At 68.0% G+C, this 16344-nt stretch carries 13 protein-coding genes and 1 pseudogene; 11 read left to right on the plus strand and 3 right to left on the minus strand.

Translation table 11 applies throughout. From position 1 onward, the window contains the following. Positions 1 to 121: 121 nt before the first annotated feature. Both AX769_RS06420 and AX769_RS06425 read right to left on the minus strand, forming a co-directional pair. The gene (locus tag AX769_RS06420) at positions 122 to 472 is read right to left on the minus strand and encodes an MGMT family protein (RefSeq protein WP_066277270.1); all 351 of its coding nucleotides are present in this window, start codon (positions 470 to 472) and stop codon (positions 122 to 124) included. An 11-nt stretch (positions 473 to 483) separates the two neighbouring features. Further along, a complete protein-coding gene (locus AX769_RS06425) occupies positions 484 to 978 on the minus strand; it encodes a GNAT family N-acetyltransferase (protein ID WP_066277272.1) in 495 nt (164 codons plus the stop codon). 127 nt (positions 979 to 1105) lie between these two features. Between AX769_RS06425 and AX769_RS06430 the strand changes: the two genes are divergently transcribed. The 7 genes from AX769_RS06430 to AX769_RS06460 all read left to right on the plus strand — a co-directional run bounded on the left by AX769_RS06430 (position 1106) and on the right by AX769_RS06460 (position 11253). Then, positions 1106 to 2368: an ROK family transcriptional regulator gene (locus AX769_RS06430; RefSeq protein WP_239451957.1), complete on the plus strand. Its 1263-nt coding sequence runs from the start codon at positions 1106 to 1108 to the stop codon at positions 2366 to 2368. A gap of 148 nt (positions 2369 to 2516) precedes the next feature. Continuing rightward, positions 2517 to 3878: an extracellular solute-binding protein gene (locus tag AX769_RS06435; protein WP_066277274.1), complete on the plus strand. Its 1362-nt coding sequence runs from the start codon at positions 2517 to 2519 to the stop codon at positions 3876 to 3878. A gap of 10 nt (positions 3879 to 3888) precedes the next feature. Next, positions 3889 to 4887 carry a carbohydrate ABC transporter permease gene (locus tag AX769_RS06440; protein ID WP_066277276.1) on the plus strand — a complete coding sequence of 333 codons (999 nt, stop codon included), beginning with the start codon at positions 3889 to 3891 and terminating at the stop codon, positions 4885 to 4887. 2 nt (positions 4888 to 4889) lie between these two features. Next, a complete protein-coding gene (locus tag AX769_RS06445; protein ID WP_066277279.1) occupies positions 4890 to 5726 on the plus strand; it encodes a carbohydrate ABC transporter permease in 837 nt (278 codons plus the stop codon). 91 nt (positions 5727 to 5817) lie between these two features. Further along, positions 5818 to 8826 (plus strand): glycoside hydrolase family 38 C-terminal domain-containing protein, encoded by a 3009-nt coding sequence (locus tag AX769_RS06450; protein WP_066277284.1) that lies wholly within the window; start codon positions 5818 to 5820, stop codon positions 8824 to 8826. A gap of 252 nt (positions 8827 to 9078) precedes the next feature. Next, entirely contained in the window at positions 9079 to 10278 is a 1200-nt protein-coding gene (locus tag AX769_RS06455) for an IS110 family transposase (RefSeq protein WP_066277286.1), read from the plus strand. Positions 10279 to 10746: 468 nt separating this feature from the next. After that, positions 10747 to 11253 (plus strand): helix-turn-helix transcriptional regulator, encoded by a 507-nt coding sequence (locus AX769_RS06460; RefSeq protein ID WP_066277289.1) that lies wholly within the window; start codon positions 10747 to 10749, stop codon positions 11251 to 11253. Here AX769_RS06460 and AX769_RS06465 read toward each other — a convergent pair. Beyond that, positions 11188 to 11937, minus strand: coding sequence for a phosphonatase-like hydrolase (locus tag AX769_RS06465; protein ID WP_082763531.1), 750 nt, complete (start codon positions 11935 to 11937; stop codon positions 11188 to 11190). The genes AX769_RS06460 and AX769_RS06465 overlap by 66 nt on opposite strands. A 190-nt stretch (positions 11938 to 12127) precedes the next feature. Between AX769_RS06465 and AX769_RS06470 the strand changes: the two genes are divergently transcribed. From AX769_RS06470 to AX769_RS06485, 4 genes and pseudogenes are all read left to right on the plus strand, one after another. Then, entirely contained in the window at positions 12128 to 13282 is a 1155-nt protein-coding gene (locus tag AX769_RS06470; protein ID WP_239451958.1) for an ABC transporter substrate-binding protein, read from the plus strand. A gap of 4 nt (positions 13283 to 13286) precedes the next feature. Beyond that, complete coding sequence (locus AX769_RS06475; RefSeq protein WP_066277293.1) at positions 13287 to 14261, plus strand: ABC transporter permease subunit; 975 nt, start codon at positions 13287 to 13289, stop codon at positions 14259 to 14261. Next, on the plus strand, positions 14258 to 15232 hold the full coding sequence (locus AX769_RS06480; RefSeq protein ID WP_082764027.1) for an ABC transporter permease: 975 nt from the start codon (positions 14258 to 14260) through the stop codon (positions 15230 to 15232). Before AX769_RS06475 ends, AX769_RS06480 begins: the two co-directional genes overlap by 4 nt. Beyond that, positions 15229 to 16322 (plus strand): annotated as a pseudogene (locus AX769_RS06485) (ABC transporter ATP-binding protein). The gene AX769_RS06480 and the pseudogene AX769_RS06485 overlap by 4 nt, the downstream one beginning before the upstream one ends. Positions 16323 to 16344: the final 22 nt, after the last annotated feature.

Raw genomic sequence — 16344 nt, forward strand, 5'->3', positions numbered from 1 at the left:
CCCCGCCCGCCCCGCCCCGCCCCCCGTTTTACCTATAGGTAAGCGTTTGCCGCACAGAAATTTCGGTGCGCGAAGGCCGCACCTATAGGTAGAACGGGCCGGGGAGGGGCAGCGGGCTGTGTCAGCCGTGCCACTCGGCGGCGTCGAGGTCGACGCGCCAAGCGCCGGCGCGCGACCATTTCAGCGGCGTGCCCTCGACGCGATACATCTCGAGGGCGCGCTGCTCGTGGCCGACGGCAGCATGGCCGGACGCTCGGACGACGCGCCACCAGGGCAGCTCGCCTCCCGCGTGCGCCATGACCTTGCCGACGCCGCGGGACGCTCGCGAGCCGAGGGCGGCCGCCACGCCGCCGTAGGTCATGACGCGACCCTGGGGGATCGATTCCACGACCCCGATCACAGCAGAGAACCAGTCGTCAGGATCGACGACCGCACCAGGATCTGGAGTCGTCGCGTCTGCGCGGTCGGTCACCGACGCCGCGCTCAGGCGGTGGCGCCGGCCGGCTCGGCCCCGTCGACGTGCGGGTCGCTCGCGATCGACAGCGCGGCGAGGTGCTCGCCGTACGGGGTCTCGCCGATGACGACGAACCCGATGTGCAGGAAGAACGCCTCGGGCCCGTCGGCGCCGGGCTCGAACATGACGGTGAGACGCCCGAAGCCACGGCTGCGGGCCTCCTCGGCCAGAGCGTGGATCGCGAATCGACCGACACCTCGGCCCTGCGCCGAGGCCTCGACGTTGATGCTCCAGATGCAGCTGCGCAGCTCTTCGCGATCGTTGTCGGGGTCGAACGAGCCGACGATGAGGCCGACGACCTCGTCGCCGTCGAGCACCACGCGCGGCCACGCGGCCGACGGGCTGACCGAGGCGTGCGAATGCGAGACCGGCGCCGCGTACTGCTCTTGGCCCGGTTTGAGGGTCAGGGAGTTGGCCGCGACCGCAGTGGCGGCGGAGAGCTCTTCGAGGCGGAGGTCGTCCATGGGGTTCAGGCTACCTGCCTCGCCCCGGTCGGCAACAGGAGGCAACTGTGCCTGTGGATAACTCTCTCGGCGATGAGCCCCCACGCGACGGGTAGGGTGCGAGTGCGCTCGGCACGATGCGCGACAGGTGACGGGAGGCGAGCGCGAGTTGCGAACCGGCACCAACATGCCTGCGATCGGCGGCTACAACCAGGCCGTCGTCCTCGACGCCGTCCGCCGCGCCTCCGAGGGTCTGAGCCGCGTCGAGCTGGCCGAGCGCACCGGGCTCAGCGCGCAGACCATCGGCAACGTGACGAGGCGGCTGCTGGAGGCCGGCCTCGTCGAGGAGACGGGGAAGGTGGTCAACGGGCGCGGCAAGCCCCGCACGATCCTGCAGCTGCGCCCGCAGGGCAGCTTCGCCGTCGGCGTACACATCGACCCCGCCGTCATCACCTACGTCGTGCTCGACCTGCGGGGCGGGGTGGTTGCGCACTCGCGCACGCGGACGCCGTCGGCCTCGAGGCCGGGTGACGTCGTCGACCTCATGGCCCGGTCGATCCGGCATCTCATCGACGACTCCGGTGTCGACCGTTCGAAGGTGCTCGGCGTCGGCATCGCCTCGCCCGGGCCGATCGACGCCGAGTCGGGCACCGTCCTCGATCCGCCCATGCTGCCGCGCTGGCAGGACGTGCCTCTGCGAGCCGCTCTGAGCGAGGCGACGGGCCTGCCCGTGCTCCTCGAGAAGGACGTGACCGCCGCCGCCGTCGCCGAGCTGTGGTTCGCGACCGGCTCGTCGCGCGCCAACTTCGCGTTCGTCTACTACGGCACCGGGTTCGGCACAGGTCTCGTGATCGGTCGCGAGGCGATCCGAGGCGCGAGCTCGAACGCCGGAGACGCCGGCCACATCACGGTCGATCCCGACGGGATCGTCTGCCGGTGCGGACGCACGGGCTGCATCGGCGATCTCATCACGCCGAGGTCGCTCGTGACGCAGGCGGTCGAGGCCGGCGTGCTGGCTCGACCCGCCGTCGATCCTGACGATCCGTTCGACATGACGACGATCACGCGCGCGTTCTACGAGCTGGCCGAGAGCGCAGGATCCGGCGACCCGGCCGCCATCAGCATCCTCCACGCTGCCGGGCGACATCTCGCTCGGGCCCTCGTGGTCATCGTGAACCTCCTCGACTTGGACGAGATCGTCTTCGGCGGCCCGTTCTGGGAGGAGATCGGCGACGCCCTGCTCGAAGTCATCCCGTACGCCGTCGAGTCGTCGCCCGCGCTCATCCCCAAGCACGCCCTGACGTTCGTGCGCTCGAGCATCGGCGAGGACGTCGCGGCGGTCGGCGCCGCCTGCCTGGTGCTCGACTACGCGTTCTCGCCGCGCCCGTCGGCGATGCTCATCTCGGTCTGAGACCAGCCGTGCCGATCGCCGCAGAGGTCTTGACACGAGTTACTCCATACGTTTTAGTTATTGCCATCAGCGGTCCGGCGACGATGCCGGGCAGGGCCGCGCGACTCTCACCATTTCGCCTCGGTCCCTTGTGGAGCAAAGGAGCACCATGAAACGCAACACCCGCAGGGTCCTGACGATCACCGCCGGTGTCGTCGCGACCGCCCTCCTCGCCACCGGGTGCAGCGGCGCCGGCGGCAGCAGCTCGAACACGATCAAGATCGCGTACGAGAAGTTCGGCACCTTCACCCAACTCGACACCCACCTCAAGGCCGTGGCCAAGACTTTCGAGAAGGCGAACCCGGGCATGAAGGTCCAGCTCGAGCCGATCGCGGCGCAGAACGACGACTATTACACGAAGCTGGCGCTGATGGAGCGCTCACCGGCGACGGCGCCCGACGTGATCTACGAAGACACGTTCAAGGTCAAGGCCGACGCGGCCGCGGGCTACCTGCTGCCGCTCGACAAGTACACCGCGAAGTGGTCCGACTGGAGCAAGTTCTTCGCCAGCGCCAAGCAGGCGGGCGTCGGTACCGACGGCAAGACGTACGGCATCCCCATGGGCACCGACACGCGTGCTCTCTGGTACAACAAGAAGCTCTTCGCCAAGGCCGGCCTGCCCGTGCCGTGGAAGCCCAAGACCTGGGACGACGTGCTCGCGGCGGCCAAGACGATCAAATCGAAGCTGCCCGGCGTCGTGCCGATGAACGTCTACTCGGGCAAGCCGCAGGGCGAGGGCTCGACGATGCAGGGCTTCGAGATGCTGCTCTACGGCACCCCCGACGGCACGCTCTACGACTCGAGCACCAAGAAGTGGGTGTCAGGCTCGAAGAACTTCACCAGCTCGCTCGGCTTCATCAAGTCGGTGTACCAGGGCAATCTCGGGCCGACACCCGAGCAGGCCCTCGACACCAACGCGGCGACGGTCGTGACGGGCCAGTGGCTGCCCCAGAGCAAGCTCGCCATCGACCTCGACGGGTCGTGGGTGAGTGGCACGTGGCTCTCGTCGGGCACCAACCCCTGGCCTCAGTGGAGCAGCACCATGGGCGTGACCGCCATGCCGACCGAGAAGGGCGGCGCCCCCGGGGTCAACAGCATGTCGGGCGGCTGGACTCTGGCCGTGGGTGCGAAGAGCAAGAACCCGGGGAAGGCCTTCCAGTTCATCAGCGAGGCGCTGAACAAGAGCGGGTCGCAGTCGTACGACATCGCGGCCAGCCAGATCGCCGTCCGCAGCGACGTCGCCAGCGACCCTGCCTACGCGAACTCGAACCCGACGTTCCCATTCTTCTCGTCGCTCGTGAAGGACACCCACTTCCGGCCCGCCACCACCGACTACAGCCAGATCTCGAACCAGATCACGGTGGCCATGGAGTCGGTCATGACGGGGCAGCAGACGCCGGCCGAAGCGGCGAAGGCGTACGACACGGCGCTGCAAGGCATAGTCGGCGCCAAGTCGATCACCACGAAGTAGGTCGAGACTCATGTCCACAGTCGCACCGATCCCGGTCGAGGCGGGTAGCGATCGTGCGGGCCTGACCGCAGGCACTGCCGGGGGAGGACCCGGCCGTCGCACGTCGACGGCCGGGCCCCGCCCCGGCGCCGGTCGGGCGCACCGCCGCCGCTCGGTCGCCCGGGCGCTGCCGCTGCTGCCCTCGGTCGTGCTGCTCGCCCTGTTCCTCCTCGGGCCGATCATCTCGTCGTTCTACGGGTCGTTCACGAACTCGTCACTGACCGGTGCCGCCGCACAGACGTCGAAGTTCATCGGCCTGCAGAACTACACGAAGCTCTTCGCCGACCCCGACTTCCCGAAGTCGGTCGTGCTGACACTGGTCTTCCTGTTCACGTCGGCGGTCGTCGGCCAGAACGTCCTCGGGCTGGGTCTCGCGATCCTGATGCGGTCGGCGCACCGTGTCGTCCGCGGCATCGTCGGCACGTTCGTGGTCGCCGCCTGGGTGCTGCCCGAGATCGTCGCGGCGTTCGCCGCCTACGCGTTCTTCAACCAGACGGGCACCCTCAACACCGTGCTGGCATGGTTCGGCATCCACGGGGCCAACTGGCTGTACACCTTCCCGATGATCTCGATCATCCTGGCCAACATCTGGCGGGGCACCGCGTTCTCGATGCTGGTCTACGCCGCGGCCGTGCAGGAGGTGCCGCCCGAGATCACCGAGTCGGCCGAGGTCGACGGTGCAGGCGGCTTCAAGCGGCTCATCTACATCACGCTGCCGGTCATCCGCCGCAGCATCTCCACGAACCTCATGCTGACCACCTTGCAGACGCTCTCGGTCTTCACCCTCATCTTCGTGATGACGGGCGGCGGCCCCGGCACCAACAGCTCGACGCTGCCGATCCTGGCCTACCAAGAGGCGTTCAAGTTCTCGCAGCTCGGCTTCGGCACGGCGATCGCGACCATCATGCTGCTCGTCGGCGCGGTCTTCTCGATCGTCTACATCCGGGCCCTCAAACCGGAGGTCGACTGACCATGGCCATGACATCGCCCAGCGGCCGCAGCCTCAAAGCCGTATCCAACACGGTCCTGTTGATCGTCGCGCTCTGCTTTGCCGTGCCGCTGGCCTGGCTCGTGCTCGCGTCGTTCGACTCGTCGGCCACCCTGTCGGTCAAGATCCCCACGGCCTTCACCCTCGAGAACTTCCAGAAGGTGCTGACACCCGACATCTCGTTCGTCCCGCTGCTCAACAGCCTCATCCTGTCGGGCGGATGCGCCATCGTGACCGTGATCGTCGCGATCCTGGCGGCCTATCCGCTCTCGCGCTACCGGATGCGCATCAACAAGCCGTTCCTTTACGGAGTGCTCTTCGGCACCTGCCTGCCCATCACGGCGATCATGGTGCCCGTCTACAGCCTGTTCGTGTCGCTCAACCTGATCGACTCGATGGCCGGCACGATCTTCTTCCTCGCGGCGTCCAGCCTGCCGATGGCGATCTGGATGGCGAAGAACTTCATGGACTCCGTGCCGATCTCGCTCGAAGAAGCTGCGTGGACGGACGGCGCCTCCATGATGACCACGCTCACCCGGGTCGTCGTCCCTCTCATGCGACCGGGCATCGCGGTGGTGTTCATCTTCGTGTTCATCCAGGCCTGGGGCAACTTCTTCGTGCCGTTCATCCTCCTGCTCAGCCCGGGCAACCAGCCGGCAGCGGTCAGCATCTTCAACTTCTTCGGGCAGTACGGCTCGGTGGCGTACGGGCAGCTTGCGGCCTTCTCGATCGTCTACTCGGTACCCGTGATCGCGCTCTACGTCGTGGTGTCTCGAACGTTGGGAGGGTCGTCCGCGCTCGCCGGCGCGGTCAAGGGCTGACTTCCAGCAGATCGTCCCGGTCACCCCGACCGCTTCACCGTCTTTCGCACACCCCCACCCACTGCCGGGTCGCCGGCGCAGGAGCACACCTATGCATGACAACAGCACCCACGTCGAGGTCCGCGTCGACCGATTCGTCCTCGAGCGTCTCGTGCCTGCGATCGAACGGCGCGTGTCGCCGCTGACGATCGAGGCCTGGGAGGTGCCCGACGAGCCGGTCCCCTTCAGCGAAGCCATGACGCAGACGTTCTCGCCGTTCGCCGTCGGCACGCCCTGGAGCAAGCCGTGGGGCACGACGTGGTTCCACATCACGGGCGAGGTGCCGGCCGGGTGGGGCGGCGACGGTGTCGCGATCGAGCTGCTGGTCGACCTCGGCTTCAGCACGCGGCAGCCCGGGTTCCAGGCCGAGGGTCTCGTCTACCGCCCCGATGGTTCGATCCTCAAGGCGATCGAGCCCTTCAACGGGCACGTCGCGCTCGGGCTCGGCGCCGGCGAGGCGATCGATCTCTATGTCGAGGCGGCGTCGAACCCCGACGTCGGCGGCAACTACTTCTACATCCCGACACCTTTGGGTGACAAGGCGACTGCGGGGTCGGAGCCGATCTACACGCTGCGTCGAGTCGACGTCGTCGAGCGGGACATCACCGTGTACGAGCTCGAACGCGACGTCTGGAGCCTGCACGGGCTGCATCGCGAACTGGAGCCGTCTCTTCCGCGCCGTGCCGAGATCCTGAAGGCCCTCGACCGGATGTGTGACGTGGTCGACCCCGACGACGTCGCCGGCACCGCCTCTCGAGGCCGCGAGGCGTTGGCGGCCGTGCTGGCCTCGCCGGCCTACGCGAGCGCCCACTCGATCACGGCTGTCGGCCACGCTCACATCGACTCGGCATGGTTGTGGCCCACCCGCGAGACGGTGCGCAAATGCGCTCGCACGTTCTCGAACGTGCTCGAGCTGATGGACAACGACCCCGACTTCGTCTTCGCCTGCTCGAGCGCGCAGCAGTTCGCCTGGATGAAAGAGTTCTACCCCGAGCTGTTCGAGCGCATCCGTGCCCGGGTGGCCGAGGGGCGCTTCGTTCCCGTCGGCGGCATGTGGGTCGAGAGCGACACGAACATGCCCGGCGGTGAGGCGCTGGTGCGCCAGTTCGTGCAGGGTCAGAAGTTCTTCGAGCGCGAGTTCGGCTACCAGCCGCGCGAGGTCTGGTTGCCCGACTCGTTCGGTTATACCGCCGCCCTTCCGCAGATCGCGAAGGGGGCAGGATCCGACAGCTTCCTGACCCAGAAGATCTCCTGGAACGACACCAACCGGATGCCGCACCACTCGTTCCTGTGGGAGGGGATCGACGGGTCGCGCATCTTCACGCACTTCCCGCCGAATGACACCTACAACTCCGACCTCTCGGGCGCCGACCTCGCGAAATCGCAGCGGCAGTACGCCGAGAAGGGAGTCTCGAACGTCTCGATCGGGCTCTACGGCTGGGGCGACGGCGGCGGCGGCCCGACGCGTGACATGCTCGCGGCGGCTCACCGCACGCGCGACCTCGAAGGCTCGCCGCGCGTGACGCTCGGCACCCCGAGGGCCTTTTTCGACGAGGCCAAGGCGACCCTTGCCGATCCTGCCGTCTGGTCGGGCGAGATGTACCTCGAGCTGCATCGCGGCACCTACACGACCCAGGCCAACACGAAGCAGGGCAACCGGCGCAGCGAGCACCTGCTGCGCGAGGCCGAGCTCTGGAGCGCGACGGCGGCTGCGCGTGGCCTCCTCGACTACCCCTACGATGCGCTCGAGAAGATCTGGCACACGGTGCTGCTCCAGCAGTTCCACGACATCCTGCCCGGGTCGTCGATCGCCTGGGTGCACCAGCAGGCGGAGGCCAACTACCGCCGCATCGCCGGAGATCTCGACGTCATCATCCGTACCGCGCAGCAGGCTCTGGCCGGGGAGGGCGACACCCCTCTGGTGTTCAACGCGGCGCCTGTGTCGGCTCGGGGGGTGGCCCCACTAGGCGCGTCGGTCGCGACGGCCGAGAAGTCGGTGGCGCCGCAGGCGGACGCCGATGGCGGCTACCGGGTTGACAACGGGGTCGTGGCTGCGGTCTTCGACGCCGCGGGCCTCCTCGTGTCGCTCGTCGACGTCGCCACCGGTCGCGACCTCGTCGCACCGGGCGAGGTCGCGTCGCTGCTGCAGATCTTCCGTGACACGCCCAACCAGTGGGACGCGTGGGACATCGACCGCGAGTACCGCCACAACGTCACCGAGTTGCGTAGCCCCGAGTCGGTCGCGATCGACGGGTCGGCGCTGGTTGTCACGCACAAGCACGGGGAATCCACGATCAGCCAGCGCTACTGGCTGCCCGAAGACGCGACCGAACTTCAGATCGAGACGACCATCGACTGGCACGAGCGCGAAAAGCTGCTCAAGCTCGCCTTCCCGCTCGACCTCCGCACCGACTACTCCTCGTCGGAGATCCAGTTCGGGCACATCTCCCGGCCGACCTTCGTCAACACGTCGTGGGACCACGCTCGCTTCGAGACCATCGCTCACCGTTGGGTGCACGTGGGCGAGCCCGGCTTCGGGGCGGTCGTCGCCAACGGGTCGACCTACGGGCACGACATCACGCGGACGACGCGCGACGACGGTGGCACGACCACCCTGGTGCGCGAGTCGCTGTTGCGCGCCCCGCGCTTCCCCGACCCGCACGCCGACCAGGGGGTGCACGTGCTGCGCACCTCCGTCGGCCCGGCCGTCGATGTGCTCGGCGCGGCCGAGGCGGGCTACCGCCTGAACCTGCCGATTCGCACCGTGCAGGGTGCCGCAGATGCGGTCGTCGCCCCGATCGTCACCGTGTCGTCGCCCTCCGTCTTCGTCGAGGCGGTCAAGCTCGCCGAAGACCGCTCGGGCGACCTGATCGTGCGGCTCTACGAGGCGCAGGGCGCCCGGGCGACGACCGATGTCTCCTTTGGCCTCGAGGTGTCGTCCGTCCGGCGCACCGACCTGCTCGAGCGTGACCTCGGCGACGCCGCCTGGGCCGCCGGCGAAGCCGTCGCGCTGACCCTCCGCCCCTTCGAGATCGTGACGCTGCGCGTCGCTCGCGCCTGACCCCGGGCCCTGCCCCGTTACTTTCTTCGTAGGCCCAAACGGTGTGAACTGGGAGGGTGTTGGCCTGTCGGGCCCGGCATGATTGTTGCCCCCAGTCGTTGATGATCCGGGGGTGTTGTCACCGGGCTCGATTGGCGTCGGGTGATCGCTAATAGGGGCTCGACTAGGTGAAGTTGCCGAGGTCGTTCGTAACGTGGATGCCGAGACTTGACGCCGTGACCAGGCCACTTCGACCGAGTGGATGGAGTAGTGATGATCGAGAACTACGACAGCGTCGACGTGTTCGTCGGTGTCGATGTGGGCAAAGGCGAACACCACGCCGTTGCCCTGAACCGGGCCGGCAAAGTCGTCTTCGACAAGGCCCTGCCCAACGATGAAACCAAGATGCGCGCCGTGTTGCAGAAACTCAAAGACCACGGCACGGTCCTCGTGGTCGTCGATCAGCCGGCCACCATCGGTGCGCTACCGATCGCCGTCGCGCAGTCCGAGGGTGTCCTCGTCGGGTATCTGCCCGGGCTGGCGATGCGACGCATCGCCGACCTCCACGCCGGTGAAGCGAAGACCGACGCCCGCGATGCAGCGATCATCGCCCAAGCTGCGCGGACGTTGCCGCATGCGTTGCGGTCGATCCAGATGGCCGACGAATCCGTCGCGGAGCTGTCCATGCTCTGCGGCTTCGACGACGACATCCTGCAGCAGATGACCGCCACCAGCAACCGAATCCGCGGCCTGCTGACCCAGATCCACCCAGCATTGGAGCGGGTTGTCGGGCCTCACCTGGACCACCCCGCGATGCTCGACCTGCTCCAGCATTACCCGTCCCCGGCCGCGATGAAGTCGGCCGGCACCACCCGCATGTCAACCCGGCTGCTGAAGCTGGCCCCGCGGATGGGACGCCGTCTGGCCGAGGAAATCACCCAGGCCCTGAGCCAGCAGACCGTCGTGGTGGTCGGCACCAACGCGGCCGCGACTGTTTTGCCGCGCCTGGCGGAGCAACTCGCGGCGCTGCGACGGCAGCGATCAGAGATCGCCGTGGTGGTGGAGAAGCTGGTGGAGGCGCACCCTCTTTCGCCCGTCCTGACGAGCATGCCGGGAGTCGGCGCCAGGACCGCAGCCAGGCTCCTCACCGAAGTCGCCGGCAAACACTTCGAGACCTCTGGCCACCTCGCCGCTTACGCGGGTTTGGCGCCGGTGACTCGGAGATCGGGGTCGTCGATCAGGGGCGAACATCCGTCCCGGCGAGGCAACAAGATCCTCAAACGCACCCTGTTCCTGTCCGCCTTCGCAGCCCTCCGCGACCCAACTTCACGGACCTACTACGACCGCAAGATCGCCCAAGGCAAACGCCACAACCAAGCCCTCATCGCACTCGCACGACGCCGCTGCGACGTCCTTTTCGCAATGCTCCGCGACGGCACCCTCTACGAAACCGATCACGCCCTTGCTGCTTGACAAAACACATAGGGGCACCCCCCCCGCCCCCCGCTCCGCCCCCGCCCCGCCCCGCCCCTCGTCTGAGGGCGCGCGTGACCCCGCCCGCTTCGGTGGACGGGGTCGCGCGCTGACTGTCGTGCGTCGGGTCGGCCCCGCCCCAGAGAAACGCTTTTGCTTTCACCCCCCTCAACTACGTAGTTGAGCGACCCACCGCATTGCTCAACTACGTAGTTGAGCCCGAAGCCGCGCCGCTCGACTACGGAGTTGAGCGGCCAGACTCGTGCTCGACTACGGAGTTGAGCGGCCAGAAGAGAGAACGATTCTCCGGGCGGCGCTGCCGACCAGAGGCCGGCCCTGCGGTCCTCCACAGGCCGACACCGGTGCCGACTTGTCCACAGATCGACGGTGACCAGCGCCGGCGGGGCAGCGGGATCATGCATTCTGGCGGGCATGAACAGGCGTCAGGAGTCACCCAGCAAGCGCGCGATGACAGCGTTCCAGCTTCTCAGCGAGCCGGTGCGGCTCTTCCTGCTCGAGACACTGTGCGTGGGCGAGCAGACGTCGGGCGACCTGGCGTCGCTGGTATTCGAGCGTTTCGGCATCGGGTGGTCGGCGACGTCGCGCCACCTCGTCACGCTGCGCCGATCGGGGCTCGTTCGCGTCATCCCCGACGAGATGCTGCGCTGGTACGTGCTCGAAGACGACTGGCTCGAGGTGATTCAGCGTGAAGTCGACGCCCTGAAGCGCCCCTGGGAGGAACACGCAGTAATCAGGGGTCTCGGATTCGCCGACCTCGTGCCGTCGCCGTTCGACTGGCCCGAGACGATCTGCGAGACGCGGGGCGCCGCGGCAGAACTCTGCACGACCAGGCGGCCTGGGGTGTCGGGCGAAGCGCCGAGTCGCCCGATAGCGACGGGGGAGGCGGGCTCAGCTGACGGCGGTCGACGCGGCCGGCGACACGACGGGCGACGCAGCGGGCGACGCAGCGGGTGAAGCGGCCGTCGCCGGCCGGCACTCGGCGAGCGACGGGATCTCGGCGACGCCGGCCAGGATGTAGTCGTGCGGCCCCTGCGACAGGTCCGCCTCCGAAAGGGCCCCCGTGAGCACGCCGACCGCGATCGCACCGGCGTTGCGGGCTGCCTCGAGGTCGACGAGGGTGTCGCCGGCGGCCAGCACGGAGGTGACCGAGACGACGCCGGTCAGCTCCATGGCGTGGTGGATCATGTAGGGCGCGGGGCGGCCCGACGTGACGTCCGAGGTGGTGACGACCGCGTCGAGATCCTGCCCCACGGCCCAGCCGACCGACGACAGGATGCCATCGGTCACCTCGCGATCGAACCCCGTCGTCAGCGCGACCTTGATGCCGCGCGAACGGAGCTCGGCAATCGCGGCGGAGACCCCGGGAAAGGCGGTGGGCGGCGTGGTGCGGTAGGCCTCGTCGAGGAAGGACTTGAACGTGGCGAAGCAGGAGGCGACGAGAGAGTCGGTCGCGGTGACGCCGCCGAGGGGGAGGAGGGCCGTGATGGCGGTCACCTTGTCGGTGCCCATCCAGGTCTGCAGGTCGGTCGGGTCGACCGTCGCGCCGGCGGAGGTCACGGCGGACGACAGGGCCCGGTAGACGACCCCGCCGTCGTCGATCGTCGTTCCTGCCATGTCGAAGACTGCCAAATCGATCATGGTCCGAGCGTAGAGGCGGGGGGTGAGCTGCCTGAACTGCGGGGGCCAGTGGTCAGCCGATGTTGGCGAACCATTCACCGAAGTCGTGTGTCCGCGTAACGGGGGACGGCAACCATTACCCCGATCGGCCCGCGGCTCCCCCTCGTCCGGCACCACGGACGCACCGCTCGGCGATCAGGAGGAACACACAGTGAAGAAGAACCGCATCGTCGCCGGGATGGCTTTCGCGGCGGCCGTCGCCGTCGTGCTGACCGGCTGCTCGTCGTCGTCCAATGCCGGCGGGAGCGCGACCAGCTCCGTCACCAAGGCCCAGGCCGAGAAGGCCACCAGCGTCTCGGCATTCGGTGGCATGAAGGGCCTCGTCGCCGCGGCCAACGCCGAGGGCCAGCTCAACGTCATCACCCTTCCGCCGTCGTGGGCCAACTACGGCAAGATCATCGCCGGCTTCGAGAAGAAGTACCCGAAGATCAAGATCGTCTCGGCCAACCCCAACGGTTCCAGCGCCGACGAGGTCGCCGCCGCCAAGTCGCTCAAGGGCCAGTCGACCGCCCCTGACGTCTTCGACATCGGCACCGCGGTGCTCAACCAGAACCTCGACCTGATGGCGAAGTACAAGGTCTCGAACTGGTCGGACATCCCCACCGACTTCAAGGATGCCGACGGCACCTGGTACTACGACTACACCGGCCTCATGTCGGTCGGCTACGACTCGTCGAAGATCAAGACGGCACCGAAGTCGATCACGGACCTCCTCGGCTCCGAGTACAAGAACAAGGTCGCCATCAAGGGCGACCCGACGGAGGCCAACGAGGCCGCCAGCGCCGTCTACCTCGCCGCTCTCGGCAACGGCGGCTCGGCCGACAACATCCAGCCCGGCATCGACTTCTTCAAAGAACTCAAGTCGAAGGGCAACTTCATCTCGACGCTGCCCACCCAGGCCACGGTGAACTCGGGCGAGACCCCCGTCGTCTTGCAGTGGAGCTACAACAACCTCGCCTGGGGCCCCGCTGCGGGCAGCGCCGGCAACCCGAACTGGAAGACGGTCATCCTGCCCGGCACGGCCCTCGGCAGCTACTACAACCAGACGATCAACGCCGACGCGCCCGACCCGGCCGCTGCTCGCCTCTGGGAGGAGTACATCTACAGCCCCGCGGTGCAGAACCTCTACCTCGCCTCGGGCGCCTTCCCCGCGACCCTCTCGGCCATGGAGAAGAACGGCACCGTCGACAAGGCCACCCTGACCAAGGTCGGCGGCGCGCCCAGCGACTTCACGCAGCTGACAGCAGACCAGGCCACCAAGGCGGCCACCCTGCTGACGGCCGGCTGGGCCAAAGCGGTCAAGTAGCGCCATGACGACACAGACGATCCCCGACACGGCTTCGGCCGACCCCGGCAAGGGGTCGGCGGGGACCGCTGTGTCGTCGCCTCCGGCGCGCGGCTCCGGGCCCGCTTCGATCACCTCGAAGCGGCCCCGGCGCCTGAGCCTCGCGTTCCTCGGCTTCACCCCGTTCGCCGCCTACGTCGTGCTGTTCCTCGCCATCCCCGCGGTCATCGCGGTGGCGAGCGGCTTCTTCAGCGACTCCGGCTCGTTCACGTTCGCCAACCTCAAGGCGCTCGGCGACTCGACGATCCTCTCGGCCTTCCAGGGGTCGTTCATGGTCTCGGCGATCAGCGCTCTCCTCGGAGCTGTGATCGGTGCGATCGTCTGCTTCGCGCTCTTGGGCACCCGCCCAGACGGCTTCCTCCGCACGACGATCGACGCCGCGTCAAGCGTGCTCGCCCAGTTCGGTGGTGTGATGCTCGCGTTCGCCTTCATCGCGACGATCGGATTCCAGGGCCTTCTGACCCTCTGGCTGCAGAGCGCGTTCGGCTTCAACCTCAACGGGGCCAGCAACGGCGGGCTGCTCTACAGCGTGCCCGGCCTGATCATCCCCTACACCTACTTCGAGGTGCCGCTCATGGTGCTCACGTTCATGCCCGCGATGGAGGGCCTCAAGGCCACCTGGGGCGAGGCCGCGGCCACCCTCGGCGCCACGCGCCTCCGCTACTGGACGAAGATCGCGATGCCCGTGCTCGCACCTGCCTTCTGGGGCAGCGTCCTCCTCCTCTTCGCGAACGCGTTCTCGTCGTTCGCCACGGCGGCGGCGCTCCTGAGCCAGGGCGGCATCATCCCGCTGAACATCAAGCAGCAGCTCACCAGCGAGACGGTCGTCGGCGTCGCGAACACGGCCGGCGTCCTCGCCCTCGGAATGCTGATCATCATGGTCATCGTGATGGGTGCGTACTCGCTTCTCCAGCGCCGGGCTGCGAGGTGGCAGCGATGAGCGCGATTCCGCTCACGTCGGTCTCGGTCGAGCCGACCAACGAGGCAGGCACGGTCAAGCCGATGAAGCGAGGCCGCCAGCCCCGCTTCGGTGCCGAGCCCTCCACGACCGCGCGCCTCGTGATCCTGATCGTCGTCGGCCTCGTCTTCCTGGTGCCGCTCGCCTCGATGTTCGAGTTCACCCTCAAGGTCACCGGCAAGTCCACCTTGAACTTCGACCACTACGCGTCGATCTTCCATCCGAACGTGGCCGCGGGCGTCGACTACTCGCCGCTCTTCCAGGGCATCGGCAACTCGCTCACGATCACGGTGATCACCGTCGCGATCGTGCTGCTGCTCCTCTTGCCCACCATGCTGCTGGTCGAGCTGCGCTACCCGCGGTTCCGTCGCATCCTGGAGTTCGTCTGCATCCTGCCGATCACGATCCCCTCGATCGTGCTCGTCGTCGGGTTCGTGCCCGTCTACCAGAAGGTCGCCGCCGTCTTCGGCAGCGCCCCGTGGACCCTCGCCTTCGCCGTGGGCATCATCGTGCTGCCCTACGCGTTCCGCCCGATCGCGACGAACATCTCGGCGTTCGATCTGGTGACGCTCACCGAGGCGGGCCGGTCGCTCGGCGGCAACTGGGTCGTCGTGATCTGGCGCATCGTGCTGCCGAACATGCGCCGCGGCATCGTCAGCTCGGTCTTCCTCACGGTCGCGGTCGTGCTCGGCGAATACACGATCGCCTCCTTCCTCAGCCAGAACACGTTCCAGACCGCTCTACTGCTCATCAGCCAGACCGACCCCTACGTGTCGACGATCTTCGCGCTCGCCGCCCTCGTCTTCGCCTTCATCCTGCTCGTGCTCATCGGGCGCCTCGGCAACCGCCGCCCCGGTGCCGGCCTCGCCCGCCGCGAGGCTCGATCCGCCGCCGCCGCACTCGCCTCGTCCGGTCTCTCGTCCGCCAGCGGCCCCGTTAGGAACAACCCATGACCTCCACCAGCCCCGCCCCCACCCTCGAGCGCCTCGGCGAGGGGGCCACCGTCGAGCTGATCGACGTGGTCAAAGAGTATTCAGGATCCCGGGCCCTCAACGAGCTCAGCCTCACCATCGCCCCCGGCGAGTTCGTCGCCCTGCTGGGCCCCTCCGGCTGCGGCAAGACGACGGCGCTGCGTTCGCTCGCCGGGCTCGAGCAGATCAACGGCGGCTCGATCAGGATCGACGGCGTTGACGTCGCGTCGACGCCGGTCAACAGGCGCGACATCGGCATGGTCTTCCAGCAGTACTCGCTCTTCCCGCACATGACAGTGCAGCAGAACGTCGAGTTCGGCCTTCAGATGCGCAAGGTCGACGGGCCGACGCGCAAGCGCCGTGCGCTCGAGGCGCTCGAGATGGTCAGCCTCGATCACCTGGCGCAGCGCTACGCGCACCAGCTCTCGGGCGGCCAGCAGCAGCGCGTCGCCCTCGCCCGCGCTCTCGTCACCCGGCCCCGCGTCCTCCTGCTCGACGAGCCGCTCTCGGCGCTCGACGCGAAGGTGCGCGTGCAATTACGCGAGGAGATCCGCCGCATCCAGACCGAGCTCGGCATCACGACCCTCTTCGTCACGCACGACCAGGAGGAGGCCCTCGCGGTCGCCGACCGGGTCGCCGTCATGCGCGCCGGCGAGATCGAGCAGATCGGCAGCCCGGAGGAGCTCTACCTCACTCCCGCCTCGTCGTTCGTCGCCGACTTCGTCGGGGTCAGCAACAGGATGCGGGGGTCAAGCAGGCCGGCACCGTCACGGTGCGGGGCACCCGGCTTCCGGCCATCGACCCGACGGCTGCCGACGGCGAGGTGCTCGCCTATGTCCGCCCCGAGGACATCGTGTTCGTCGACGAGCCGTCCGCCGGCCCCGATGCCATCCGCGGCACGGTCGCCTCGACGAGCTTCCTCGGCTCGCTGCGCCGCACCACGGTGCGCCTCGACGACGACACGATCGTCTCGGTGCAGCACGGCGTCGAGCTGCAGTTCCTCTTCGGCGACTCCGTGACGCTGCGCCTCACCGGTCGCCCGGTCGCGGTCGCTCCTGCTCCCGCCGCCTGACGGGCGGCCTGCAATAGGCTGG

The organism is Frondihabitans sp. PAMC 28766, from assembly GCF_001577365.1.
In the GTDB taxonomy this organism is placed as follows: domain Bacteria; phylum Actinomycetota; class Actinomycetes; order Actinomycetales; family Microbacteriaceae; genus Frondihabitans.